The sequence below is a fragment of the Clostridium sp. AF32-12BH genome (genome assembly GCF_003477935.1).
GTDB lineage: Bacteria > Bacillota > Clostridia > Lachnospirales > Lachnospiraceae > Brotaphodocola.
On the sequence record NZ_QUEH01000021.1, the window covers coordinates 14,521 to 37,073 of the forward strand.

General features: G+C 48.9%; 21 protein-coding genes. 4 read left to right on the top strand and 17 right to left on the bottom strand.

From position 1 onward, the window contains the following. Positions 1 to 37 precede the first annotated feature (37 nt). The 5 genes from DWZ40_RS17075 to DWZ40_RS17095 all read right to left on the bottom strand — a co-directional run bounded on the left by DWZ40_RS17075 (position 38) and on the right by DWZ40_RS17095 (position 5,700). Complete coding sequence (locus DWZ40_RS17075) at positions 38 to 1,759, bottom strand: hypothetical protein (protein WP_118544065.1); 1,722 nt, start codon at positions 1,757 to 1,759, stop codon at positions 38 to 40. A 6-nt stretch (positions 1,760 to 1,765) separates the two neighbouring features. Continuing rightward, the gene (locus tag DWZ40_RS17080; RefSeq protein ID WP_118544066.1) at positions 1,766 to 2,296 is read right to left on the bottom strand and encodes an RNA polymerase sigma factor; all 531 of its coding nucleotides are present in this window, start codon (positions 2,294 to 2,296) and stop codon (positions 1,766 to 1,768) included. A gap of 72 nt (positions 2,297 to 2,368) precedes the next feature. Continuing rightward, on the bottom strand, positions 2,369 to 3,556 hold the full coding sequence (locus DWZ40_RS17085; RefSeq protein WP_118544067.1) for a cation diffusion facilitator family transporter: 1,188 nt from the start codon (positions 3,554 to 3,556) through the stop codon (positions 2,369 to 2,371). Between the two features lie 34 nt (positions 3,557 to 3,590). Further along, a complete protein-coding gene (truA, locus tag DWZ40_RS17090; RefSeq protein WP_118544068.1) occupies positions 3,591 to 4,442 on the bottom strand; it encodes a tRNA pseudouridine(38-40) synthase TruA in 852 nt (283 codons plus the stop codon). 91 nt (positions 4,443 to 4,533) lie between these two features. Further along, positions 4,534 to 5,700: an aminotransferase class I/II-fold pyridoxal phosphate-dependent enzyme gene (locus DWZ40_RS17095; RefSeq protein WP_118544069.1), complete on the bottom strand. Its 1,167-nt coding sequence runs from the start codon at positions 5,698 to 5,700 to the stop codon at positions 4,534 to 4,536. 216 nt (positions 5,701 to 5,916) lie between these two features. On the opposite strand from DWZ40_RS17095, the gene DWZ40_RS17100 reads away from it, so the two are divergent. After that, positions 5,917 to 6,747 carry a deoxyribonuclease IV gene (locus DWZ40_RS17100; protein ID WP_118544070.1) on the top strand — a complete coding sequence of 277 codons (831 nt, stop codon included), beginning with the start codon at positions 5,917 to 5,919 and terminating at the stop codon, positions 6,745 to 6,747. A gap of 147 nt (positions 6,748 to 6,894) precedes the next feature. Here DWZ40_RS17100 and DWZ40_RS17105 read toward each other — a convergent pair whose 3' ends face one another. From DWZ40_RS17105 to DWZ40_RS17135, 7 genes are all read right to left on the bottom strand, one after another. Beyond that, the gene (locus DWZ40_RS17105; protein ID WP_118544071.1) at positions 6,895 to 8,280 is read right to left on the bottom strand and encodes an MATE family efflux transporter; all 1,386 of its coding nucleotides are present in this window, start codon (positions 8,278 to 8,280) and stop codon (positions 6,895 to 6,897) included. Further along, positions 8,270 to 8,872, bottom strand: coding sequence for a cytidylate kinase-like family protein (locus DWZ40_RS17110; RefSeq protein ID WP_118544105.1), 603 nt, complete (start codon positions 8,870 to 8,872; stop codon positions 8,270 to 8,272). The genes DWZ40_RS17105 and DWZ40_RS17110 overlap by 11 nt, the downstream gene beginning before the upstream one ends. Before the next feature lie 261 nt (positions 8,873 to 9,133). Then, positions 9,134 to 9,646, bottom strand: a complete 513-nt coding sequence (locus DWZ40_RS17115) for a GNAT family N-acetyltransferase (RefSeq protein ID WP_118544072.1) — start codon at positions 9,644 to 9,646, stop codon at positions 9,134 to 9,136. A 113-nt stretch (positions 9,647 to 9,759) separates the two neighbouring features. Next, on the bottom strand, positions 9,760 to 10,389 hold the full coding sequence (locus tag DWZ40_RS17120) for a flavodoxin family protein (protein WP_118544073.1): 630 nt from the start codon (positions 10,387 to 10,389) through the stop codon (positions 9,760 to 9,762). A gap of 147 nt (positions 10,390 to 10,536) precedes the next feature. Further along, positions 10,537 to 11,373, bottom strand: coding sequence for a bifunctional 5,10-methylenetetrahydrofolate dehydrogenase/5,10-methenyltetrahydrofolate cyclohydrolase (locus tag DWZ40_RS17125; protein ID WP_118544074.1), 837 nt, complete (start codon positions 11,371 to 11,373; stop codon positions 10,537 to 10,539). A gap of 102 nt (positions 11,374 to 11,475) precedes the next feature. Continuing rightward, the gene (locus DWZ40_RS17130) at positions 11,476 to 12,105 is read right to left on the bottom strand and encodes a cyclodeaminase/cyclohydrolase family protein (protein ID WP_118544075.1); all 630 of its coding nucleotides are present in this window, start codon (positions 12,103 to 12,105) and stop codon (positions 11,476 to 11,478) included. Positions 12,106 to 12,337: 232 nt separating this feature from the next. After that, complete coding sequence (locus DWZ40_RS17135) at positions 12,338 to 13,771, bottom strand: aspartate ammonia-lyase (RefSeq protein WP_118544076.1); 1,434 nt, start codon at positions 13,769 to 13,771, stop codon at positions 12,338 to 12,340. Positions 13,772 to 14,015: 244 nt separating this feature from the next. Here DWZ40_RS17135 and DWZ40_RS17140 point away from each other — a divergent pair, with 244 nt between their 5' ends. After that, positions 14,016 to 14,945, top strand: a complete 930-nt coding sequence (locus tag DWZ40_RS17140; protein ID WP_118544077.1) for a LysR family transcriptional regulator — start codon at positions 14,016 to 14,018, stop codon at positions 14,943 to 14,945. A gap of 226 nt (positions 14,946 to 15,171) precedes the next feature. After that, entirely contained in the window at positions 15,172 to 15,645 is a 474-nt protein-coding gene (mscL, locus tag DWZ40_RS17145) for a large conductance mechanosensitive channel protein MscL (RefSeq protein WP_347560121.1), read from the top strand. A gap of 60 nt (positions 15,646 to 15,705) precedes the next feature. Here the strand turns inward: mscL and DWZ40_RS17150 are convergent, their stop codons facing one another. Further along, positions 15,706 to 17,277, bottom strand: coding sequence for an AAA family ATPase (locus tag DWZ40_RS17150; RefSeq protein WP_118544079.1), 1,572 nt, complete (start codon positions 17,275 to 17,277; stop codon positions 15,706 to 15,708). A gap of 47 nt (positions 17,278 to 17,324) precedes the next feature. Further along, positions 17,325 to 18,677 (bottom strand): MATE family efflux transporter, encoded by a 1,353-nt coding sequence (locus DWZ40_RS17155; RefSeq protein ID WP_118544080.1) that lies wholly within the window; start codon positions 18,675 to 18,677, stop codon positions 17,325 to 17,327. Between the two features lie 254 nt (positions 18,678 to 18,931). Here DWZ40_RS17155 and DWZ40_RS17160 point away from each other — a divergent pair, with 254 nt between their 5' ends. Continuing rightward, complete coding sequence (locus DWZ40_RS17160) at positions 18,932 to 19,138, top strand: hypothetical protein (protein ID WP_118544081.1); 207 nt, start codon at positions 18,932 to 18,934, stop codon at positions 19,136 to 19,138. A gap of 244 nt (positions 19,139 to 19,382) precedes the next feature. Here DWZ40_RS17160 and DWZ40_RS17165 read toward each other — a convergent pair whose 3' ends face one another. The 3 genes from DWZ40_RS17165 to DWZ40_RS17175 form a co-directional block, all read right to left on the bottom strand. Then, complete coding sequence (locus DWZ40_RS17165; RefSeq protein WP_118544082.1) at positions 19,383 to 20,366, bottom strand: D-isomer specific 2-hydroxyacid dehydrogenase family protein; 984 nt, start codon at positions 20,364 to 20,366, stop codon at positions 19,383 to 19,385. Positions 20,367 to 20,564: 198 nt separating this feature from the next. Then, entirely contained in the window at positions 20,565 to 20,933 is a 369-nt protein-coding gene (locus DWZ40_RS17170) for a hypothetical protein (RefSeq protein WP_147354206.1), read from the bottom strand. Positions 20,934 to 21,313: 380 nt separating this feature from the next. Next, positions 21,314 to 22,513 (bottom strand): aspartate aminotransferase family protein, encoded by a 1,200-nt coding sequence (locus DWZ40_RS17175; RefSeq protein ID WP_118544084.1) that lies wholly within the window; start codon positions 22,511 to 22,513, stop codon positions 21,314 to 21,316. Positions 22,514 to 22,553 lie beyond the last annotated feature (40 nt).

The following is a 22,553-nucleotide window of genomic DNA, read 5'->3' on the forward strand; positions in this document are numbered from 1 at the left end:
TTGACGCTCTGTTCCTCGCGCTTTTTTCCAATATCATTTACATACTGCTGTTTTCTTCTCCGGTTTCCGCGCTGCCTTTTGCAGTGTTCTCTTCATCGCTTTTGGAATCTGGTTTCGCAGTACTGCTTCCCTGATCTGCATCGTGACCGGTTTCTGTTTTCTCTTTTTGTGACTGTTCTGATGAATGCTGTATTTCAGAATCTGATTTGACATCTGCCTTAGAATCCGCTTTCGCATCTGATTTCAGTTCTGCTTTGACATCTGCCCCGGAATCTGCTTTCGCATCTGATTTCGTATCTGTTTTGGCATCTGCCCTGCTATTCTCATCCTCATCCGTATTCTCGTCTGTGTTCTCAGCATCTTTTTTGTATGCTTCAGAAGACTTAAGCTCCTCTGCAATCTCCGGGGCATCAAAATAGCCCTTTACGGTCGTAGCAGTCGTATCCCCCTTGCGGGTAATACCGCCCAGGACAAAACTGTACGTTTTTCCGCCTTCCAGGGCATCCGTCTCTACGATGCAGCTGTCACTTTCCGTTTCTTCGATCCGTGCTGCATAGGAATTCCCGTCCTCGTCCCGCACGGATACTGTCGGATTTTTCCAGCGGACATAATCTTCAAAATAAATGTAGATGCGGCCTTCCTCATAATCCACATAATCGATCTTTACCCTGCCCTGACGGATTTCCTCCTCTGTTTCCAATTCAGACTGTGACTCTGCCACGGTTTCAACTGCAGACGTTTTCTCTGCAGTGGTTTCTTCCGCTTTTTTCGATGTTTCCAAAGTTTCCGGTTCGGTTTCCACGCTGCTTTCGGTCGCTTCCGGTGTCTCCGTTTCCTGCGGTTTCGTATCCGCATCCCGTGAAGATTTCGCCTCATCCGCAAATTCTCCCAGACTTAGGGAATCCTTCGTGATCTCCCTGGCGATTTCTTCCATGTTCATGGTAGAAAGCCGCTTCATATCATCTTGCGTTAAGTTCCGGTTCTGGTCGATCAGTTCCTTTAAAAAATAAGCCTTTCCGTAAGAAATCCCATACGTATCCGCAAGACTGCGTACTTCATCCGCTTCGATCACCTGCTGGTCATAGACGACTGCATCCACCTGGTTTTCCTTTAATGTCTGTTCAATGTCTTCCACCACGCTGGTGCGCAGGGCGGATGCCTTTTTCACGCTGTCGTTGCTGACGGTGACCAGAATCGCATTGTCCAGATCATCCAGATAACCATGCGTCACCATGGATCCGATCACTGCATTGACCGCCACGTTGAGTTCAACACCTTTGAGGTCCATATCTTCCATGATCGTCCTGGCATCTGCATTCAGAGGCTCCGCCTTTAAGATCCGCTTTTTGCGGCTGATGGAAAGCTCTACACTCGGATTGACATCGATTCCGATTACAGAATCGATCTGGCGGTTCTGGTACTGATAATGCCAGGCACCTCCACCTGCTGTCACAAGACACAGACACGCTGCTGCGACCGCTGCCATGCCACGGATATGGCGCTGCAGCGTTATGATTTTTTCCTGACCGCGGTCCGCCTGCAGCCTTAGCTGCGGCACAGAGAGATCCAGTTTTTCAAAGACATCCGGCGTGAGCGCATCCAGAGCCGATTTCAGGTGCTGTTCAATTTCCTGGCTGCTCATGTTCCGGCTGCCCATTGTCTGGCTTTCCGTTTCCTGGCCGTCCGTTGTCTGTCCACTGGTTTCCTGTTGTTTCCTTTCCCGGTCACCATGTTCCAGTTTCTGCGTCTTCCTGTCCATATGCGCTCACACCTCCTCTCTCAGATAATTCTGCAGTTTTTTCATAGCCCGGTTATACTTCGACAGTACCGTAGCGAGCGGCATGCCAAGCCCGGAAGCGATTTCCCGATGTTTCAGACCGGAAGATGCATGCAATAAAACGATCTGGCGTTCATCTTCCTTCAAAATTTCCAGTGCCGCCTCTAATACCATGGCATCCGTCATCTGCTCAAGCGGAAGGCAGAGTTCTCCGGTCTCTTCGCCGGAAAGCTCATCCAGTCCCACATCTGCCATGCGTTTCTGATCCCGAAACTTCATATAACACAGATTCCGGGCAATGGTAAACATCCACGCAAGGGGCTTTCCCTGCGGCTTATAGCTGGCCGCAGAAGTCCATATTTTCAGATAGGTTTCCTGCAGAACTTCCTCCGCATCCTGCGGATTTTTCAGGATCGATAAAATAAAACTATATACACTCCTGTCTGTCTCCAGATAAAGCTGGTGAAACGCTTCCCGGTCACCCTCTGCTACCTGTTTTAAAAGTTCCTCCTGATTCAATCGACTGTTCCTTTTCCTTCCTCACAATCATTTAATGCGTTCCCGGCAATTCTTATTGCAGAAAATAGTAATTTATTCCTGATGTTCTTCCTGCCGGTAGCTGTTTTCCACCGTAACAATGCAGGCGCAGCGGCTATCCCGCTCCCGCACCTTTTCGCAGACCTGCCTGGTCAGTTCTTCCCGCATCTGTCTGGTATAATCCCGCGGCACCACCAGATCAAAGATCAGGTTGATGCGGGTCGGACTCTGGACAATACGAAAATCATGCAGAGTCAGACGGGAATCCAGATGCAGGATCACATCGATGGTCATCTCTTTTAAAATCGCCGCAAGTTCATTGTCGGTCTCAACCGGATCCATGTGGATGACCAGAAAAATACCAAGCTTTTCCATCGCATCGCGTTCAATCCGATCCACCACCGCATGCGACACTTCAATATCGACCTTGCTCGGCACCTCCGCATGGATTGATGCCATGCTGCGGCTTGGCCCATAGTTGTGCACGATCAGATCATGGCTGCCAATGATTCCGTCATAGCTTTCCACAAAATCAGAAATTTTTTTGTAAACCTCCGAATCGATGGCCTCGCCCAGAAGCGGAGCAAGTGTATCCTTCGCAATGTTGATGCCCGCGATCAGGACCAGAACCGAAACCACCAGACCAATGATGCCATCGATGTTAATATGGAAGAAACGGAATACCAGCAGAGACACGATCGTCGCTGAGGTCGCGCCCACATCTCCCAGGGAATCCGCAGCAGTTGCCATCATCACCGTGGAATGGATCTTCTTTCCCAGCTTCCGGTTATAGGAGGCCATCCACAGTTTCACCAACACAGAAAACACCAGAATTCCAACCGAAAACAGACTAAAACTCAGGGTTTCTGGATGCAGGATTTTTTCAACCGCAGTCTTTAAAAGCGAAAAGCCTACCTGAACAACCAGAAAGGCAACCACAAAGGCTGCAATATATTCCATGCGTCCATGTCCAAATGGATGCTCCTCATCCGCCGGTTTTTCCGCCATACGCACCCCGACAAATCCGATGATCGAGGACGCCGCATCCGATAAGTTATTAAAGGCATCTGCCATAACCGAAATACTGTTTACCAGAAATCCCGCAAATAACTTGGAGCTGAACAAAAAGAGGTTGCAGCAGATTCCAAGAATACTCGCCAGCATTCCATATGCAGTCCTTACCTTTGCATTTTCTACATTTTCATAGTCTTTTACAAATCGTTTTACTAAAAAATTGATCATAATCTTTTCAACGCCATACCTTCCTCACAAGCCTTTACTCATAAAATACCTTCTGCAGACAGAGACCTTCCGCCGGCGCCGTATAACCAGCAGCCTGCCGGTTCAGTGCCGCAAGGATCTCCGGCATCGAGCCTGCATCCCGTTTTCCAAGCCCTGCCTCGATCAGGGTTCCAGTCAGAATGCGTACCATATTCTGCAAAAATCCAGTTCCTTCAAATTCCAGCTTCACCAGACTGCTGCCCGCATCCTGCTTTACGTCAATCCGGTAAATGGTCCGCACGGTAGATTTTTTCATCTTCTTATTTCCACAAAAGCTCCTGTAATCGTGGGTTCCGCAAAGAAGCCCCGCCGCTTTCTGCATCGCATTTACATCCAGTGGCTGGCCAAGTCCATAACAGGTCCGGCGGGAAAATACATCGCGCTTTGCCCCGGTTTCGATCTGATAGGTGTAGATTTTCTTCACCGCACTCAAGCGGGCGTGGAAACGCTCCGGTGCCGGTGTCAACTCGGTTACGGCGATATCGTCTGGAAGATACTGGTTACAGTAATCACGGATCCAGTCTGCCACAGCGAACTGTTTCCGATCGTGAGCCCCGTTTTTGTGCCAGTCATTTTTCTGGTTTTTTTCCTGATTCGGTCCGCCATTCTGATTCTGGCTTCCCTCCGGTTTCCAGCTATCCGGCAGGTGAAAGTTTGCCACCTGTCCCATCGCATGCACACCGGCATCCGTACGTCCGGAGCCATGCACTTCCACAGAAAATCCCGTCATGCGCTCCAGCATCTTTTCCAGCTTCCCCTGGATCGTATTTTCGGTGTTGCCCTGCTTCTGCCAGCCATCGTACCGGGTGCCTTCATATTGTATGATCATTTTGTAATTTTGACTCATAAGCGCTCCTTAATCAGATAAAATCACATCAGCAGACCCAGAAATGCCGCCGAATGGCGGCATTTCGTGGCCTGCTGCTTTTTAATCAAACTTATTTCAGAATCCCGCACGCCTCAATCGCTGTGATGCCCTTCTTTAACTCCGGCTCATTCTGGACGAGTGCCATGCGCACATAGCCTTCTCCGGATGGTCCGAATGCGCTGCCCGGTGTGACAAGCACTCCGCTTCGCTTTACCAGTTCCACCGCAAATTCTTCTGAATTTGTAAAGGTTTCCGGGATCGGTGCCCACACAAACATCGTTGCCTCCGGCTTTGGAATCTTCCAGCCGATGGCATTTAAGCCATCGCAGAGCACATCACGGCGTTTCTCGTAAGCTGCACGGGTCGTCTTAACGCAGGCCTGGTCGCCGGTGATCGCTGCAATCGCTGCCTTCTGGATCGGCAGAAACATGCCGTAATCCATATTGGATTTGAGAAGTTTTAAATGCTTCACGACCTCCGGATTGCCCACGCAGAAGCCGATTCGCGCGCCAGCAAGACCGTAAGTTTTTGAGAGGGAATTAAACTCGACACCAACCTCTTTTGCCCCCGGAAAACGAAGGAAGCTTCCGCAATGTTTTCCATCAAATACCAGTTCACTGTAGGCATTGTCGTGAAGGACAGTGATATCGTATTTCTTTGCAAATGCGACCAGTTCTTCATAGAAGGAATCCGGTGCCATCACAGCAGTCGGGTTATTCGGATAAGAAACGATCATAAATTTTGCACGCTGTGCCACATCCTCCGGGATATCGGAAAGGCGGATCACATAGCCATTTTCCTTTTTCTGCGGCATATAGTAAAGCTCTGCCCCGGCCAGACGCGGACCATCTGCAAATACCGGATAGCACGGATCCGGAACCAAAACCAGGTCACCCTCATCCACGATAGACATGGCGATGTGAGCCAGTCCCTCCTGGGAACCAAGCAGGGAACAGATCTCCGTGTCCGGGTCCAGCGCTACACCATAACGGCGCTCATACCAGCCGGAAACCGCCTGCAGCAGATCTTTCTGGTCATTGATCGCGTAAATATAATTGTTTTTATCGGCTGCCTCTTTGCAGAGCACGTCGAGAATATGCTTCGCCGGCGGAATGTTCGGCGCACCGATGCTTAAATCCAGCACACTCTCCCCGGCTTCCAGTCTCTGGCGTTTCATCTCGGCAAGTCTGGAGAAGACGCCCTCTCCAAACCGGTTCATTCTATTTGCAAATTTCATAATCATTCTCCTCCGTAACTCCGGCACATATCCAGGCTTCACAACCGCCTGAAACATTTTCCATTACATTTTGTGCCATCTCATATTTTTCATAAAAGATTAGGCTTATTCTACCACAGTTTATTTAAAAAGTCTCGACTAACTTTACAATTCCCCGCACATCCTCTATGATTAAAAAAGTCACAAATAAAGTTCAAATTAAAGGAGTTCACCATCATGCTTACCATCGGATGTCATCTTTCCTCCTCCCGCGGCTACCTTGCCATGGGAAAGGATGCCGTTAAAATCAACGCCAACACCTTCCAGTTTTTCACCCGCAATCCCCGCGGCGGGAAAGCGAAGGACATTGACCCGGAAGATGTCGCACAGTTTCTTGCCTTCGCAAAGGAACACAGAATCCACCAGATTCTGGCACATGCCCCTTATACCTTAAATGCTGCTTCTGCCGACGAAGGGCTCCGCGACTTTGCCCGCCGCACCATGGCCGATGACCTCGTGCGCATGGAATACACCCCGGGCAGCTGCTACAACTTTCATCCCGGAAGCCATGTCAAACAGGGGATGGAAGTCGGCATCGCCTACATTGCTGAAATGCTAAATGCTATTTTAAAGCCGGAACAGACCACCACGGTTTTACTGGAAACCATGGCTGGAAAAGGAAGCGAAGTCGGCGGGCGTTTTGAAGAACTGCGCGAGATCATCGACCGTGTGGAATTAAACAGCCATCTGGGCATCTGCCTGGACACCTGCCATATCTGGGACGGCGGCTACGATATTGCAAACCATCTGGATGAAGTTCTCGCCGAATTCGACCGGATCATCGGTCTGAACCGGCTTCGCGCCATCCACTTAAACGACAGCTTAAATCCCCTTGGTGCCCACAAAGACCGCCACGCAAAGATCGGGGAAGGCTGCATCGGAAAAGATGCGCTGATCCGCGTGGTGCAGCATCCGGCTCTGAAAGATCTGCCGTTTTATCTGGAAACACCGAATGAGCTGGATGGGTATGCGGCGGAAATCGCGCTGATGCGGGAGCATGCAAGGTAAACTGCAGGCATCCGCTGATTCAGAAAAATCCTGGTTCTGAACCGTATCCGTAAAACCTCAGCATAACAACAAAATGGAATCGAAGCCAGATACAGCATCCAGCTTCGATTCCATTTTTTCGATTCCATTTTTTGTATTCTGGTTGAATTATACTAGCTTCCTGTAACTTCTCCAGAAGTACAGCACCTCTGCCACTCCCGTGATTGCCCAGGAAAAGAAATACAAAAGATACAGTGAAGTAAGCGTATGGAAATGGGCGAAGATCGTAAATACCCAGATCACACGGAACACACAGGATCCCAGAATCACAATGATCGTCGGCGGGATACTCTTTCCGATTCCGCGGGATGCCGCAATGGAACAGTCCATGAATGCGGAAATCGCATAGGAAAAGCTCATGACATAGAGACGTTCCCGACCTGCGTGGATGACGGCTTCTTCCGTTGCAAACAGTGATAAGAATTCATGCCCGAACACAAGGAACAGAATGCCAAATGCTGCTCCGATCGCAAAAGCATAGGTCAGGCAGATAAAATAGCTTTTTAATACCCGGTCTTTCTTTCCTGCGCCGAGGTTCCGGCTCATAAAGCTGGCACAGGCAGTATAAAAAGCAAACATGGAATTGTAGACCAAAGGGTCTGTGTTTGCGGCCGCCGCGTTTCCGGATACGGTAACTGCATCAAACGAATTCACGCCTGCCTGCACAAACAGATTCGCGATCGCAAAAATGGCCTGCTGCAGACCGCCCGGGATTCCAAGCATTAAAACAGCCTGTCCAGCCACCTTGTGGTAGCGGAGTTTGCTGATTTGCAGCCTGCAGACATCTCTCCGGCACCACAGGTGATGCAGGATCAGTCCCGCTGACAGATACTGCGCCATAATACTGGCAATCGCCACGCCTTCTGCCGCCATATGAAACCCGATGACAAAGACCAGGTTCATAATCACATTCAGGATTCCTGCAATAAACAGGTATACCAGCGGACGTTTTGTGTCCCCTCTGGCACTCATCACGCCGTTGCCGAAATTGTAAAGTCCCAGCGCAGGCATACCAAGGGAATAGATCCGCAAATAGTTCACGGCACCATCCAGCAGTTCTTCCTTTGTATTTAACATGATAAGAAATGTTTTCGAACAGGTCAGCCCGATGATGCAGATCAAAAGTCCGGTCAGAAGACAGATCAGGCAGGAGGTATGGATCGTTTCCTGCGTTTCCCTCTGGTTTCCGGCTCCCAGGCTGTGGGCCACGCGGACATTGACTCCGCTTCCCATGCCGATCAGAAATCCGGTAAACAGCGTGACCAGAAGGCTGGTCGACCCAACCGATCCCAGCGCCCGGTAATCCGCGAAGCGGCCCACCACAGCCACATCGCTTAGGTTGAACATGACCTCTAAAAGCTGGGAAAAAATCAGCGGGCAGCTGAACAGAAAGATATTCTTCCAGAGAGACCCTTCTGTCATGCTGACCGCAAATGCCTGATTCTTCTTTGAATCCGTATGATTTAATTCGTTCGAGCCCTGATTACTGTTCATACAGCTTCAGACTCTCCATAATGATATCGACACAACGCTCGATTCCAAGCTTTCCGCTGTTTAAGCTCAGATGATAGTTTCTCGGGTTGCCCCACTCATTTCCGCTGTAATACTGGTAGTAATCGCGGCGCTTCTGGTCAATCTGGCGCATACGGTTTTCCATCTTCTTGGCGCTTTCCTGCGGCTCTAATGCTAACATACGCTCCACACGTTTTTTCATGCCAGCACAGATGAACACATGGAAGCCGTCCTCCACCAGAATATCGGAGCAACGGCCAATGATCACGCAAGGGCCTTCCTGCGCCAGTTTTTTGATGATCTGGGACTGGGCCATAAATACCTGGTCCGATACCGGAACTTCATATAAAGGAGAAAACGGATTCACGGATACATAATCGTGATCGATCCGCTCCTTGTTTCCAATGACTTCGTCGTGGCTGTGGAAGACTTCTTCGGAAATATTGCTGTCCTCTGCTGCCATAGAAATGATTTCTTTATCGTAAAACGGGATGCCAAGTTTTTCTGCCAGACGGAACCCCACCTCACGTCCACCGCTGCCAAACTCACGGCTTATGGTAATGACTCTGCTCATAATTGTTTCCTCCTCTCCGGTATCTTTCCCATTTTCCGAGAATGCTTCACACGATTCCATGTGCAGCACCCTGCTGCATTGTTTTCGGTCACCACACCCTTTCAAAAAGGCATGTACTGACACCGTAAACCGCACGGATACCGTGTCTCCATCTTAGCATGTTTGTCCACAGAAAGCTACCGCTTCCGACAAAATTATGCACCAATTTTCCTTAATTTTGTCGCCTGCTGCAATTTCACCCTTCTTCATCGGTCCATGGATTTATTCTGCCCCGGTGCGCCTGGAATTTTCCAGAAATTCATACGCGATCCGCTCATCCCCGTTTGCGAGGTGAATGATCCCGCATCTCTGGAATCCGTTTTTTTCCAGCACATGCTGCATCGGAAGATTATTTCTGTGCGTGTCGATCCGCAAATCCCCGCCGCTGTGCTTCGCGCACCAGCGGATGCAAAAAGATCCGGCTCCTTTTACCCGCCCCGGTGCTGCCACGCGGTGCATGACATGATAGTTTTCATTCCCGATCCAGCTTCCCTCATAGATCTTTGCGTAATCCGGATCTGGTCCTTCGGAAAAATAGAATACTCCGGCAAGGATTCCCTCTGCCTCACAGACATAACTTTTTCCTTCGCGGATATCTGCTTCTACCTGCTCCACAGGCGGATATGTGGTTCCCCACTGGCTTCCATTTCCGGTTTCCTGCATGAAGGTCCGCGCCTGTGCATATAACTTCAGGATTTCCTGCAAGTCCTGCGCTTTCGCTTTTCTTATTTTCATTTTTTCGCTCGCTACTGTTCACGCACGCATGCGCGGAAACGAGCTTTCCAATTCAAAAAACCGCACCCCGTGATCAGTAACTTCTACTCCATTCTTATTATTTGAGATTACGACTAACGGATGAAATTGGTTCTTGCCCGCTCTTCTCTTCCGATTGGTGCGGTAATTCCGGCTTTCTTTCCAGCCTCCAGGCACTTGATTACCCACGCCATGTTGCGTCCGAGGGTCCGCATGGTCTGCAGTCCTTCGAGATCCTGCATCACTTCTTCCGGTTTGTTGCCATGTACCATGTTCCAGTACTGAGAACCAACCGTTACCATGTTTGTGATGCCGAAATATTTATTTAACACATCAAAGGATGCTGTCGTTCCGCCGCGTCTTGCAGAAAGCACTGCCGCACCCGGCTTGTACGCAAAGGCACTGCCAGCGGAATAAAACAGGCGGTCCAGGAAGGAAAGCACTCTTCCGCTTGGATGCGCATAATAAACCGGGCTTCCGAAGATAAATCCGTCCGCATCTTTTGCCTTTGCAGCTACCAGATTTACCAGATCATCCTCAAACACGCAGCGTTTCAGCTTGCCGCATGCACCGCAGCCAATGCAGTCCCGGATCGCATCTTTTCCAAGCTGGATGATCTCGGTCTCCACGCCCTCTTCGTTCAATGCCTTTGCAGCCTCACTCAGTGCTGTAAAAGTACAGCCATGTTCGTTTCCACTTCCGTTGATCAGTAATACTTTTGCCATGTGAATCTTCTCCTTTCGTTCTATCCATTGTTTTTCGATTCGTCTTTTTATCTCTTTCAACCGGACAACCAGTTGTTCGATGCAGACAGCCGCAATCTGCCGGCATATCCTGGTTTTCCAGCCGCGGATCGTAACTCTTTCTACTTATTACAAGAGTCCTGCTGCCCGCATGAGATGCTTCGCCAGCACTGCCGTTGTCACCGCACCAACACCGCCCGGTACCGGAGTTGCCGCCTGGGCTTTCTCTAAAATGGTATCGTAATCCACATCTCCGCAGAGTTTTCCATTTTCATCCACGTTGATGCCAACATCGATCACAACTGCGTCATCGCCCACATAATCGCCGTTCAACATTTTCGCGCGTCCGGCCGCTGCCACCAGGATCTCCGCATTGCGGCAGGTTCCTGCCAGGTCTTTCGTTCTGGTGTGACAGATGGTGACAGTCGCATTTTCCTTTAACATCAACATGGAAAGTGGCTTTCCGACTACCATGCTGCGTCCCACGATCGTCACGCGTTTTCCGGTCATCGGAATCTCGGCTGCCTTCAATACCTCAATGACTGCCTCTGCGGTGCACGGCGCAAAGCCACTGTTGTCGCCCGCAAATACCTTCGCGATGTTTACCGGTGAAATTCCATCCAGATCCTTTTTCGGATCGATCATCTGCTCAATGTCCTTCTCGCAGATCTGCTTTGGCAGCGGACGAAGCAGCAAAATACCGGTCACATCCGAATCCTCATTGATTTTGGTGAATTCTGCCTTAAATTCTGCATCCGAAATGTCAGCCGGATACACATAAGACTGCACGCGCAGTCCGAAGTTCTCCATCTTCTTGGTTGCACCGCGCTCATAAGACATATCATCCGGGTTCTCTCCCACCCGTACAATAGCCAGTTTTGGTGCCTCCCCGGCTCTGTTTGCAAGCGCTGCCTGCACTTCTTCTTTGATCTTGGCAGAAACCTCTGCACCTTTCAATACTCGCATGGAATGTCCTCCCTTATATTCTCTCCGTATTCTGGAACTCGCTTCTTCTCCTTTGTGTATTTTCTATTTTAAAATACACAGAAGCCTTCAAACCACACTGCGTTATCCAACCAGCTGCTTAAACACCTTTGCATAGATCTCATCCGCCTGTCTGGTTCCCTCTTCGATCAGTTTTTTCGCCTTTGCATTCAGTTCTTCCGCCTTTTCCCGGTTTTTCATAGACTTTGTATTGATGTATACGTTCATAACTGCGCCGGTCAGTGCCGTTCTAGCAAACTGCACAGCCACACCGACATCCGACACAGCCATGCGACTGCCTTTCTCACCGAGGAATTCCAGGATCTCTATGGTTTCCAAAGCCTTTTCCATCATCTGAAGCGGTACCAGGCTTGCCGCAAGCAGGTTTTCTTCCATAATGCGTGCTTTTACCTGTTTTTCCTCCTCCGTAGAAGCTGGAAGACTGTAAGCCGCAGCCAGCGGTGCAAAGACTCTGGCATCCTGGTCTGCCAGATCCAGAAAATCATTCTGAAGTGCCTGCAGCTTTCCAATCAGCTCCTGCACCTCTTCTTCCACGTCTGCATATTTCTTTTTTCCAATTGTCAGATTCGATACCATCTGTCCCAGTGCTGCTGCCACCGAACCGCCCAGGGCAGACGCACCGCCGCCGCCCGGAACCGGCGCTTTCGATGCCAGCGTTTCAAGCCACAGTCCCATCCGTTCTTTCTCTATCATAATAAGGAATCCTCGCTTTCGTTCTTTTGCCTTTACTCTCTTTGGCTCTCTTGCGCTCGTCCTCGTGACGCAAGTCACTCGATTTCCTCGCCGTTCGCCACATTATACCATAGGAAAAGAAAGAACGCCAGTCCGTGAGTGGATTGGCGTTCCAAAATTTGCATTCGAAAGTCTGCACACATTTTTTCTGCTTCGTGCCTGCAATTCCAGTAAATCAGGAAACGTGTACTTGCTACCGCAGCTGTTCCATCGGGTCTTTTCCGAGAATTCCCGGCTCTGTCATGGTGTATGGGTTCAGCACGGTATTTAACTGTTCCGCATCCATCAGACCCTTTTCCAGAATCAGATCTCGTACCTGACGGCCGGTGCGCAGTGCTTCTTTCGCAATGTTTGCTGCTGTCTCATAGCCGACATACGGACAGATCGCGGTGATGACACCGATGCTGTTCTCTACCTCTTTGCGGCAGTGCTCCTTGTTCGCGGTGATTCCGGTAATACAGTTGTCCACCAACGTCTTGACTGCGTAGGTCAGCGTCTCGATCGATTCAAACAAATTATAGAAAATGATCGGCTCAAAGGCATTCAGTTCCAGCTGTCCGGCCTCTGCTGCCATCGTGATCGTCACATCGTTTCCGATGATATTGAAAGCAACCTGATTGACCACCTCCGGGATAACCGGGTTGATCTTGCCCGGCATGATGGAAGAACCATTCTGTCTCGCCGGAAGGTTGATCTCGCCAAAACCGGTTCTCGGTCCCGATGACATCAGGCGCAGGTCATTGGACATCTTGGACAGGTTCACGGCACAATTTTTCACAATGCCAGATACGGAGGCATAGCTGTCCAGGTTCTGAGTCGCATCGATCATGTCGTAGGACTGCACCAGCTCCTCACCGGTTAACGTGGACATATTTTTTACCACGCGGTGAAAATACTGGACATCCGCATTCAGTCCGGTTCCGATCGCGGTACCGCCCAGGTTTAAGCAGCGGATTTCTTCCTTCGCATTGTCGAACCGTCTGATATCGCGGCGGATGGCCGATGCATACGCGTGGAATTCCTGTCCCAGGCGGATCGGCACGGCATCCTGCAGCTGGGTTCTGCCCATCTTGATCACGGAATCAAACTCTTTCGCCTTGTCCATGAGTGCCTCTTCCAGGCGTTTCAGCTGCTCCTGCGCATTGCCAAGCAGCTTTAACGCTGCCATCTTTCCGCAGGACGGGAATACGTCATTGGTGGACTGTCCAAAGTTAACATGGTCATTCGGATTGACCAGCTTGTAATCGCCCTTCTTTCCGCCCAGGATCTCGATCGCGCGGTTGGCAATGACCTCGTTTGCATTCATGTTCAAAGAAGTTCCGGCACCGCCCTGGATCGGGTCTACGATAAACTGATCGTGCAGCTTTCCGGCAATGATCTCGTCGCAGGCCTGGGTAATGGCCGATGCCCGCTTCTTATCCAGCTCGCCCACCTCAAAGTTGGTGATGGCCGCCGCCTTTTTGATCTGCGCCACACTGTTGATCAGTTCCGGATGCATTTTCAGCCCCGTTATATTAAAATTCTCATAAGCACGAAGCGTCTGAACCCCATAATAGGCATCCTCCGGCACTTCCTTTTCTCCAATCGAATCGTGCTCCAGACGATATTTCTTTTCCTCTTCCTTCATGTTCCTGATCCTCCCATGTATCTTTTCGTCCAAATGTCCTGCCATACAAATATTCCATGCTTCCCTGCAGGCTGCTGCCGTTTTCTGCCATCTTGTTCCCGCATTTGTGTCCCGCAGCAGAATCTCTCTTATGTGGTTCTGACATTGTTTGTTCTTGACACCAGTATAATTTGGCACTACACTATTTTCAAATACTTATAAAATCATACTTTTTATAGATGTTTATCTATATCAGGAGGAAGTTATGTTTCAGGGGATGCGTTACGTTTACGAAGTTTACAAAGAAATGAGCTTTTCGAAGGCCGCCCGCAATCTGTTCATCAGCCAGCCATCGTTAAGCGCTGCCGTCAAAAAAGAGGAAGCCCAGATCGGTTTCCCCATCTTCGACCGCAGTTCCAATCCCATTCAGCTCACAGATCTCGGAAAAGAATATATCCGCTCCATCGAGATCATCCTGGATGTGGAAAACGGCTTTCAGAACTATATCAATGACATGCGGGAGATCAAAAGCGGCTCCATCTCCATCGGTGGCACCAACCTCTTCATTTCCTATGTGCTGCCGCCGTTCATTTCCAGATTTACGGAGCGCTATCCACAGGTTCACTTAAATCTGGTCGAGGCAACCACCGCAGAACTGACCGAAAAACTGTTTTCCGGCTCCCTGGACCTTTTGATCGACAACCAGAACATGGATCCTGCCGTCTACAGCAAACGTTTCTTTTGTGAAGAACACCTGCTGCTGACCGTTCCATCCCGCCTGCCCGTCAATGAGACGATGAAAAATTATTCCCTCACCGCTTCTGATATCCTGGAAGACCGGCATTTTAACTCCCGTATTCCACCGGTTTCCCTGGAACATTTCCAGAATGAAAACTTTCTCCTTTTAAAAGGTGGAAATGATACAAGAACACGAGCTGACCGGATGTTCCACAACGCGCACGTTCTTCCCAAAATCCGTTTAGAGCTGGACCAGCAGATCACCGCCTACAATCTCTCCCGGCACGGCATGGGGATCTCCTTCAGCTCCGACACCCTGATCCGCCATGTTCCGGACGCCGAAAACCTGGTGTACTATAAGCTCAACCACCAGGATGCTTCCCGGGAAGTGAACTTTTACTACAAGCGCAGCCGGTATATGCCAAAGGTAGTCAGCACGTTTCTGGATATGATCTGATCTTTGTGGGAAATTTTCGCACAATTTCCCACAATTTTTGCCAGCAAATGCTTTACCGATTATCTATAGTATCTATATCACTTATAGATAGTTGTCTATATCGTTTACGTTTACCCTTCCACAAGAAAGTGTCCTTTGGCATTTTCTGGCACTTTCTTGACATTTTTGTCCTCTGATTTTATACTTATTTTAATCAATTACATAAGGGGGGCTACCTATGAAAAAGATCCTGGAAGAATTCAAGGCATTCGCGCTGAAAGGCAACATGATCGACATGGCAGTCGCTGTAATCATCGGCGGCGCATTCAACGGACTGATCACCTCTCTGGTTGAAAACGTAGTCATGCCGGCATTAAGCCTGATCACCGGAAAAATCGACTTCAGCAACATGTTCATCGCCTTAAACGGCGAGCACTACACAACCCTGGAAGCAGCAAAAGAACAGACCTCCGTCATCGCCTATGGTCTGTTTGTAACCCAGCTGATCAATTTCCTGATCATGGCCTTTGTTGTGTTCCTGGTCATCCGTCAGCTGAACAAGCTGTACAAAAAACCGGCTCCGCCTGCAGCACCAACCGAGAAAGAATGCCCATACTGCAAGACCAAGATCGCGATCGCAGCAACCCGCTGCCCGCACTGCACTTCCATTCTTTCCGACGAGATTCAGAAAGAGGCGGCTGCTGCAGTCAAAGAAATTTAATTTAAATGCACGCAAAAAGCTCTGACCACATAGCCAGAGCTTTTATGATGTATACCTTCTTCATTTTTGAGCTGCTTCAATCACACAGCTATGCTTTTTCGTCTTCTTATCGTAATTGATTCCAACCAGAAGGATGTTCCCGGAATAGTCTTCCAGACTCCGGCAATATTCTTTGTCCTTTATCTGCTTCGCTGCACCAGCCGCGTTTTTATCCCATTTTAATTCCACAACCAATGCCGGTTTATCCAGGAATCGTTTTTTGGGAATGAAGACCAGGTCTGCAAAGCCCTTTCCGCCCGCAAGTTCCCTGTGTATCGTATAAAAATTACGTGCAGCATACAATGCCAGCGAAATCGTATAACTCAATGCAGTTTCATCGTTATACTGAATATGTGACGTTTCAAAATGAGCCTGCCGCACTCCCTCCGCAACCTGCGCAGGTCTTCCTTCCCAAATAGCCTTCAGCGTTTCAGCGGAATTTTTCAGCGCAAAGGATACCTCACCCCAATCTGAAACTGCTACCGCATTTACATACTCTGACTGCACTTCATAATTCGGTATAAACACACACCTGGACACACTGTCATAGCCCAGATACCCCAAATGAATCAGCAAGGTCAAAACATCATCTTCACTGTGGAAGGTAGTCATATCGTTGGTAAAACTTCCTGTATTAACCGGAACATGATTCCCCGCGATCATATTAAGAATATCATCGCGAAGACCATCAAAATTCATATCGATATAAACCTGCAACGCTTCAAAGGTTTCTGTCTGGTTCCAGTAATTTTCAAGTTTCCCAAACCGCATACAGCTCACAACCGAACGCGGACTATATACGGATGGCTCCCGCTCAAACGAATACCCATCGTACCATCCCTTTACTTCATCCAGGTCCATGCGATATTTTTCGCACAGCTTCCGGACCTCTGCTTCTGTAAAACCGGTATACTGTGCCAGTGGTCCCGGATCCAGCATGGAGAATTCGTCAAACATATTTAGCGCAGAATGCGTCCCAGATTTCTTAATTGGCAGAATTCCTGTCATATAAGCCAGTGCAACATACACCTTATCCTTCAGTAAATCCCGTAGAAAGTCCAGATACCGTTCCTGAGCCTCTTTATCCTGCTTATATTCACGGAAAATGCAATCCCATTCATCGATGATAAACACAAATGGGCGATGATATGCCGTATAAATGTCCTTCAGAGACTCCGTCAGATCCGTACGGTCAAAATAATCTGCATCCGGATACTTCTCAATCAGCTCCCGCAAAATCATCCGTTTTATGCGTGCAATCATTTCCATCCCATTGCTGCTCCGGCTTAAAAACTCCTGAACATTCAGAAAAATGGTATCGTACTGGTTTAAATGCTTGTGGAAATCCGGTGAAGCAGAAATCTCATATGGCTGAAACAGTGCTTCCGAACTGCAGCCACAGCTATAATAAGCCACCAGCATGGCTGCTGCCATCGATTTTCCAAAACGTCTGGGTCTGCTGACACAAAGATAGCTCTGCATCGTATTGATCACCCGGTTCGTATATTCGATCAAACCTGTTTTATCTACATATATTTCTGAGGCGGCCATCTTGCGAAACTGCTCATTGCCAGAATTCAGATAATTTCCCATGCCACCCTCCTCTTATACTTAAGCTAAGCATAGTACAGCGGATTTTCTTAGGCAAGAACTTCTTTCTGATGCTTCATCGTCCGAAACAAATGCGTGCAAATGATAACGCCCACCATGATCGACAGATAATCCGCCGTCGGCTGCGCATAAATCACACCATCCAACCCAAACAGATTGTTTAAAATAAAAATCAGCGGAATAAAGATCAGTCCCTGACGGCAGACCGTAAGAATGAGGGAAGGCAGCGCCTTTCCCATACCCTGGATCGTATTGATGCACAGGAACAAAATTCCGATGAACGGGGCGGAAAGCTGCAGTGCAATGACCATCCGGATACCATATTCCACGACTTCCGCGTCGTTGATGAAGATCTGGATCAGGGACTTTCTTGCAATGAGCATGAACAGGGTCAGCAGCATTCCCATAGCAACCGAAACAATACCGGTAAACTTAAACACCTGCATCAGGCGCTTTTTATTTCCGGAACCATAATTGTAACCGATTAACGGCTGGATTCCCACGCAAAGTCCGATCTGCAAAAGCACCACCAGCATATTCGACTTCATCGCCACACCCATTGCCGCAACCGGCGTATCGCCATAACCGACCAGTGCCTGATTCAGAATGATGTTCGCAAAACTCATCAGAATGTTGTTCAAAGAAGCTGGGATGCCGATTGCCGCCACCGCTATGGCGATTCCATCTCCCATTTTAAAATCTTTCAGATGAATGGACAGCATCGATTTGCCGCGCACATAGTAGCCAATATAAAACAGACATGCCGCAATATTTCCGATCACCGTTGCAAGTGCTGCTCCGGAGACACCCCAGCCAAACACCAGGATCATAACCGGATCCAGAATAATATTTACAACCGTGCCAAGCAGGTTCCCGATCATGGATTCCCGGGATGCACCTTCACCGCGCAAAATATTTGCAAACGCGGTCGAAAACATGATGGTCGGTGCACCAACGGCAATGATCGTCAGATACTGTCTTGCAAAATCAATGGTATTCGCGCTGGCACCGATCAGGCGTAATATCTTCTCCATACAAAGTACGGAAATCGCTGCCACAATGACGCCCAGTCCCAATGAACCATAACAGCAGAAGGAACTAATGTGCCAGGCACGGTCCTTTCTCCGTTCTCCCAGTGCTCTTGAAATTGCAGAACTTCCGCCAATTCCAAACAAATGTCCCAGTGCCATAAAAATCATAAATACCGGCGTAGCCAATGACACGGCTGCTACCTGTAGCGGATCTTTTGTCTGTCCAATGAAAAATGTATCCGCCATGTTGTAAATAACCACAACCAGCATGGAAATCATCGTTGGAATCGCCATCGTCGCCACGGCCTTCGGCACCGGGGCATTCTCAAATAAATCTGTATTTGCTTTCACTTTCTTTTCTCCTTTTCCTGCGTACCTTCCTTTTTAGAACGTTTCTTCCCAAAATCTTTATGCCGATGTTCCTTTTTTTAACGGCATTATGCTTATTGTAGTATTATTCTCATGTAGACGTCAAGTAAATATGAATTAGCTTGCAAAATAGAAACCGGACATCTCGTCCAACTGTTCCTTACAGACGATTGCAGAGCAATCCACAAACGATACAATGGAGGTATACTAGCAAACAGCAAAGCCAGGGACTTGACATGCCAGATGCAGTGGACGCAGCTGTCCAAATCTGCATTAAGCGTGGCATTTTAAAAGATCTGCTGGCTTCTCATCGCGCGGAGGTGGTAGATGTGATTTTGACAGAATATGATGAACAGAAATACCGGGCTATGGAGAAAAAAGAGGGGAAAGCTGAATGTAGGGCTGAGGGCAAAGCCGAGGGTAAAGCCGAATCTGTCATTTAAAATCTTAAAGCTTCGCTTTCATATTGTTCCCGAACAACTCAAACAAGCTATTTCCGAAGAAACTGACTCACAACGTTTAAGTTCATTGCTTCATCTTTCTGCCACGGTTTCTTCTCTGGAGGAATTTATCAGGAAAATAAAGTGAGCAAAAAAGACCTTCCAAATTAACACAATACCAAAAGCATAAACCGTTTCCACTGCAAGAGCCGGGAATGTTCCCCGGCTCTTCGTCGTTTTCTATGCTTTATTTCAGCATGGTCTTATAGCTTCCTTCTTCCGCCATCTTCACAAGTCCCTCCACGCCGCACTGCACCATGCTGTCTACAGCCTGCTCGGTATAGAATGCCATGTGCTGGGTCATGATGACGTTGCGGAACTGGTGCAGATAGAACCAGTTGCGGTTTGCGATGATATCACTTCTGCGGTCACAGTGGATAATGCCTTCATCTCCTTCTGTCGTATCCATGCCGAGCGCACCGATCTGCATGGATTCAATGCCTTCGATGAGTGCCTCGGTGTCGGTCAATCCGCCGCGGGCACAGTTTACCAGGATCACTCCTTTTTTCATTTTGGCGATGCTTTCCCGGTTGATCATATGGCGGGTAGAAGGAAGCAGCGGCATGTGAAGCGTGATGATGTCGCATTCGCGGTACAATGTTTCCAGATCTGTATACTCTGCCATCTTCGCGGTTTCTTCGTTCTGGTGCACGTCGTATGCCAGGATGCGGCAGCCAAAGCCCTGAAGATCACGGATGACCTGCTGTCCGATTCGCCCGGTTCCCATAACGCCTACCGTCATGGCTCTCATATTTTTCCCCTGCAGTCCTGTCAGGGAAAAGTCGTTAACGTAGCCACGCCAGAATGCCTGCTTATACTGCCTTAAGCACATCAGAATCATCATGATGGTGAAATCGGCTACGGCATCCGGAGCATAACTGGCGTTGCATACCAGAATGCCAAGCTCTTTTGCTGCTTCCAGATCGATATGGTCACTGCCAATGGTACGGGTCGACAGGTATTTCACACCCAGGTCGCGGTATTTGCCCAGCAAAGCACGGTCAATTTTTCCCTGACCGAGTATGGTCACGCCTTCACAGCCCGCCACAAGACCGGCATTTTCCAGGGTCGGCACCTGCGTATATTCTAAAAGCTCCACCTGGTACTCTTTTGACCAGCGGGCAAACGAGTCTTTTTCATCTGGCCGCACTTCAAACGCTGCAATTTTCATAAGCACATCTCCTCTTCGTTGTTTATGGCATTATTATAAACTCTTTTCGCCAGAATTCCATCTTTTTTGCAAAATAAAACTGCAGTGTTTTTTTGTTTCACCGGACGCATTTTTCTGTGAAACATAAAAATCCTCTCCCCGCCGTTTTTCCGACAAGGAAAGGATTTTTTCATTTAGGAGGTATGAATAGGGATTGAATTATGACTGTTTATCCAGCCATCTTAAAAACGCATTGGTGCGCTCCGTTCCGCCGTCGCTGTGGCCGATGCCCGGAATGATTTCCAGATCTGCTGCAATCTGATGCTGCAAAAAATTATTCTGGAGATACTTCATGCGGTCGACTCTGCAGCCTCCGCAGAATTCTTCTCCGATCGGTTTTCTGTCTTCTCCACCGACCAGGATCTGAACCGGCACTTTTCGCATTGCCTCCAGATCAATCTCAGTGCCAAAGAGTTCCTTCCAGTCTTTTACGCCCCAGTAGTAGTCTTTTTCCCAGTCCAGGAAAGTAGGACGCCCGGGTGCACTGATCGATACGGCTGCCAGACGGTCCGGGTGCAGATATTTCATCCAGCATACCAAGCAAGATCTCGTCATAACGGATTCCATGTGATTTCATCATTTTATATTCATTGAAATCCTTCGGATCTCCCACGCCCACCGGGAAAAGCGGAACCAGAAGACAGCATTCTTCTTTCTGCATTTCCAAACAGATTTTTATAGCTTTCTGCAGAAAGTCCTTTGCTCAGTGTATCTTTTTCTGTAGCTGTTTCCAAAGAACTGATTCCTTTTTCTTCAGTAAGCGACCGGTCTCGTTCCTGTAATCTGACTATACCATACCCAGGCATGTTTTTACCAATGCAAAAAGCAACAGGGGTATGCATAAAAGCTTATACCCTGTTGCTTTTCTTATAAAATACAATTTTATAATCTGCGTCCTGTGAGCGTTGTTATTTCACCACTGCCTCGATCGCAGTCTTCAGCTTTCCAACCATCTCATCTACATCTGCCTTCTCGATGACAAGCGGTGGTACAAAGCGGATGATATTGGCTCCGGCACTGATGAGTACCAGATGCTGCTCCAACAGCGCGTTGGTCACAACCGGTCCTACTGCAGCGTTAAACTCCAGTCCCTGGATCAGGCCTTTGCCGCGGTGTGCGATGACGCAGTCATACGCTGCTGCAACCTCTTCCAGCTTCTCCCACAGATAAGCCCCCACTTCTTTGACATGACCGGTAATGTTCTTCTCTTTGAATACGTCAAGAACGGCATTGGCTGCTGCACATACCAGCGGATTGCCGCCGTAGGTGGTTCCATGGTCGCCCGGCACCATAGCGGTTGCTGCCTTGCCGCAGGCAAGGAATGCACCAATCGGAACACCGTTTCCGAGTGCTTTTGCACTGGTCATGACATCCGGCTTCACGCCGTAGCCCTGCCATGCGAACATCTCGCCGCTTCTGCCCATGCCGCACTGGATCTCATCTAACATAAGAAGGGCATCGTGCTCATCGCAGAGTGCTCGTACGCCTTTGATGAACTCCTCTGTTGCCGGGTAGATACCGCCCTCACCCTGAATCGTCTCCATGATCACGGCGCAGGTCTTATCAGAGAACAGTGCCTTGACGCTGTCCAGATCATTGAACTGCGCGAATTTGATATTCGGGATCAGCGGGGCAAACGGCTCCTGGTAATGATCGTTTCCGGTTAAGGAAAGCGCACCCAGGCTTCTTCCGTGGAAGGAATGCTTCATGGCAATGATCTCATAATCCGGTGCCATGCCCTTGTTGTAGGCGTAACGCTTTGCGATCTTCAATGCGCCCTCAATGGCCTCGGTACCGCTGTTGGTGAAGAATACCTTGTCCATCTCAGAAACTGCCAGAAGCTTCTCGCCTGCTTTGATCGCCGGTTCATTGTAAAACAGGTTGGAGATGTGCGGAAGCTTGTCCATCTGCTCCTTCACTGCGTTTTTTACTTCATCACAGCTGTAGCCCAGACCCATAACGGCAATTCCGGCGCCAAAATCCAGGTATTCCTGTCCGTCTGTGTCGTACAGCTTCACGCCCTCACCGTGGTCAAATACCACCGGAAAGCGGTTGTAGGTTTTATATAATACGTGCTCTGCACGGTCAATATACTGCTGCTTTTCCATGTTTTGTATCCTTTCTTTTCCTGTTGTTCAAGCATATGCA

Excerpts from the sequence above, each read along its gene's own strand:
- DWZ40_RS17075 (WP_118544065.1), bottom strand. The coding sequence starts at position 1,759 with ATGGACAGGAAGACGCAGAAACTGGAACATGGTGACCGGGAAAGGAAA.
- DWZ40_RS17085 (WP_118544067.1), bottom strand. The coding sequence starts at position 3,556 with ATGATCAATTTTTTAGTAAAACGATTTGTAAAAGACTATGAAAATGTA.
- truA (WP_118544068.1), bottom strand. The coding sequence starts at position 4,442 with ATGAGTCAAAATTACAAAATGATCATACAATATGAAGGCACCCGGTAC.
- DWZ40_RS17095 (WP_118544069.1), bottom strand. The coding sequence starts at position 5,700 with ATGAAATTTGCAAATAGAATGAACCGGTTTGGAGAGGGCGTCTTCTCC.
- DWZ40_RS17100 (WP_118544070.1), top strand. The coding sequence starts at position 5,917 with ATGCTTACCATCGGATGTCATCTTTCCTCCTCCCGCGGCTACCTTGCC.
- DWZ40_RS17105 (WP_118544071.1), bottom strand. The coding sequence starts at position 8,280 with ATGAACAGTAATCAGGGCTCGAACGAATTAAATCATACGGATTCAAAG.
- DWZ40_RS17110 (WP_118544105.1), bottom strand. The coding sequence starts at position 8,872 with ATGAGCAGAGTCATTACCATAAGCCGTGAGTTTGGCAGCGGTGGACGT.
- DWZ40_RS17115 (WP_118544072.1), bottom strand. The coding sequence starts at position 9,646 with ATGAAAATAAGAAAAGCGAAAGCGCAGGACTTGCAGGAAATCCTGAAG.
- DWZ40_RS17120 (WP_118544073.1), bottom strand. The coding sequence starts at position 10,389 with ATGGCAAAAGTATTACTGATCAACGGAAGTGGAAACGAACATGGCTGT.
- DWZ40_RS17125 (WP_118544074.1), bottom strand. The coding sequence starts at position 11,373 with ATGCGAGTATTGAAAGGTGCAGAGGTTTCTGCCAAGATCAAAGAAGAA.
- DWZ40_RS17130 (WP_118544075.1), bottom strand. The coding sequence starts at position 12,105 with ATGATAGAGAAAGAACGGATGGGACTGTGGCTTGAAACGCTGGCATCG.
- DWZ40_RS17135 (WP_118544076.1), bottom strand. The coding sequence starts at position 13,771 with ATGAAGGAAGAGGAAAAGAAATATCGTCTGGAGCACGATTCGATTGGA.
- DWZ40_RS17140 (WP_118544077.1), top strand. The coding sequence starts at position 14,016 with ATGTTTCAGGGGATGCGTTACGTTTACGAAGTTTACAAAGAAATGAGC.
- DWZ40_RS17150 (WP_118544079.1), bottom strand. The coding sequence starts at position 17,277 with ATGGGAAATTATCTGAATTCTGGCAATGAGCAGTTTCGCAAGATGGCC.
- DWZ40_RS17160 (WP_118544081.1), top strand. The coding sequence starts at position 18,932 with ATGCCAGATGCAGTGGACGCAGCTGTCCAAATCTGCATTAAGCGTGGC.
- DWZ40_RS17165 (WP_118544082.1), bottom strand. The coding sequence starts at position 20,366 with ATGAAAATTGCAGCGTTTGAAGTGCGGCCAGATGAAAAAGACTCGTTT.
- DWZ40_RS17170 (WP_147354206.1), bottom strand. The coding sequence starts at position 20,933 with ATGAAATATCTGCACCCGGACCGTCTGGCAGCCGTATCGATCAGTGCA.
- DWZ40_RS17175 (WP_118544084.1), bottom strand. The coding sequence starts at position 22,513 with ATGGAAAAGCAGCAGTATATTGACCGTGCAGAGCACGTATTATATAAA.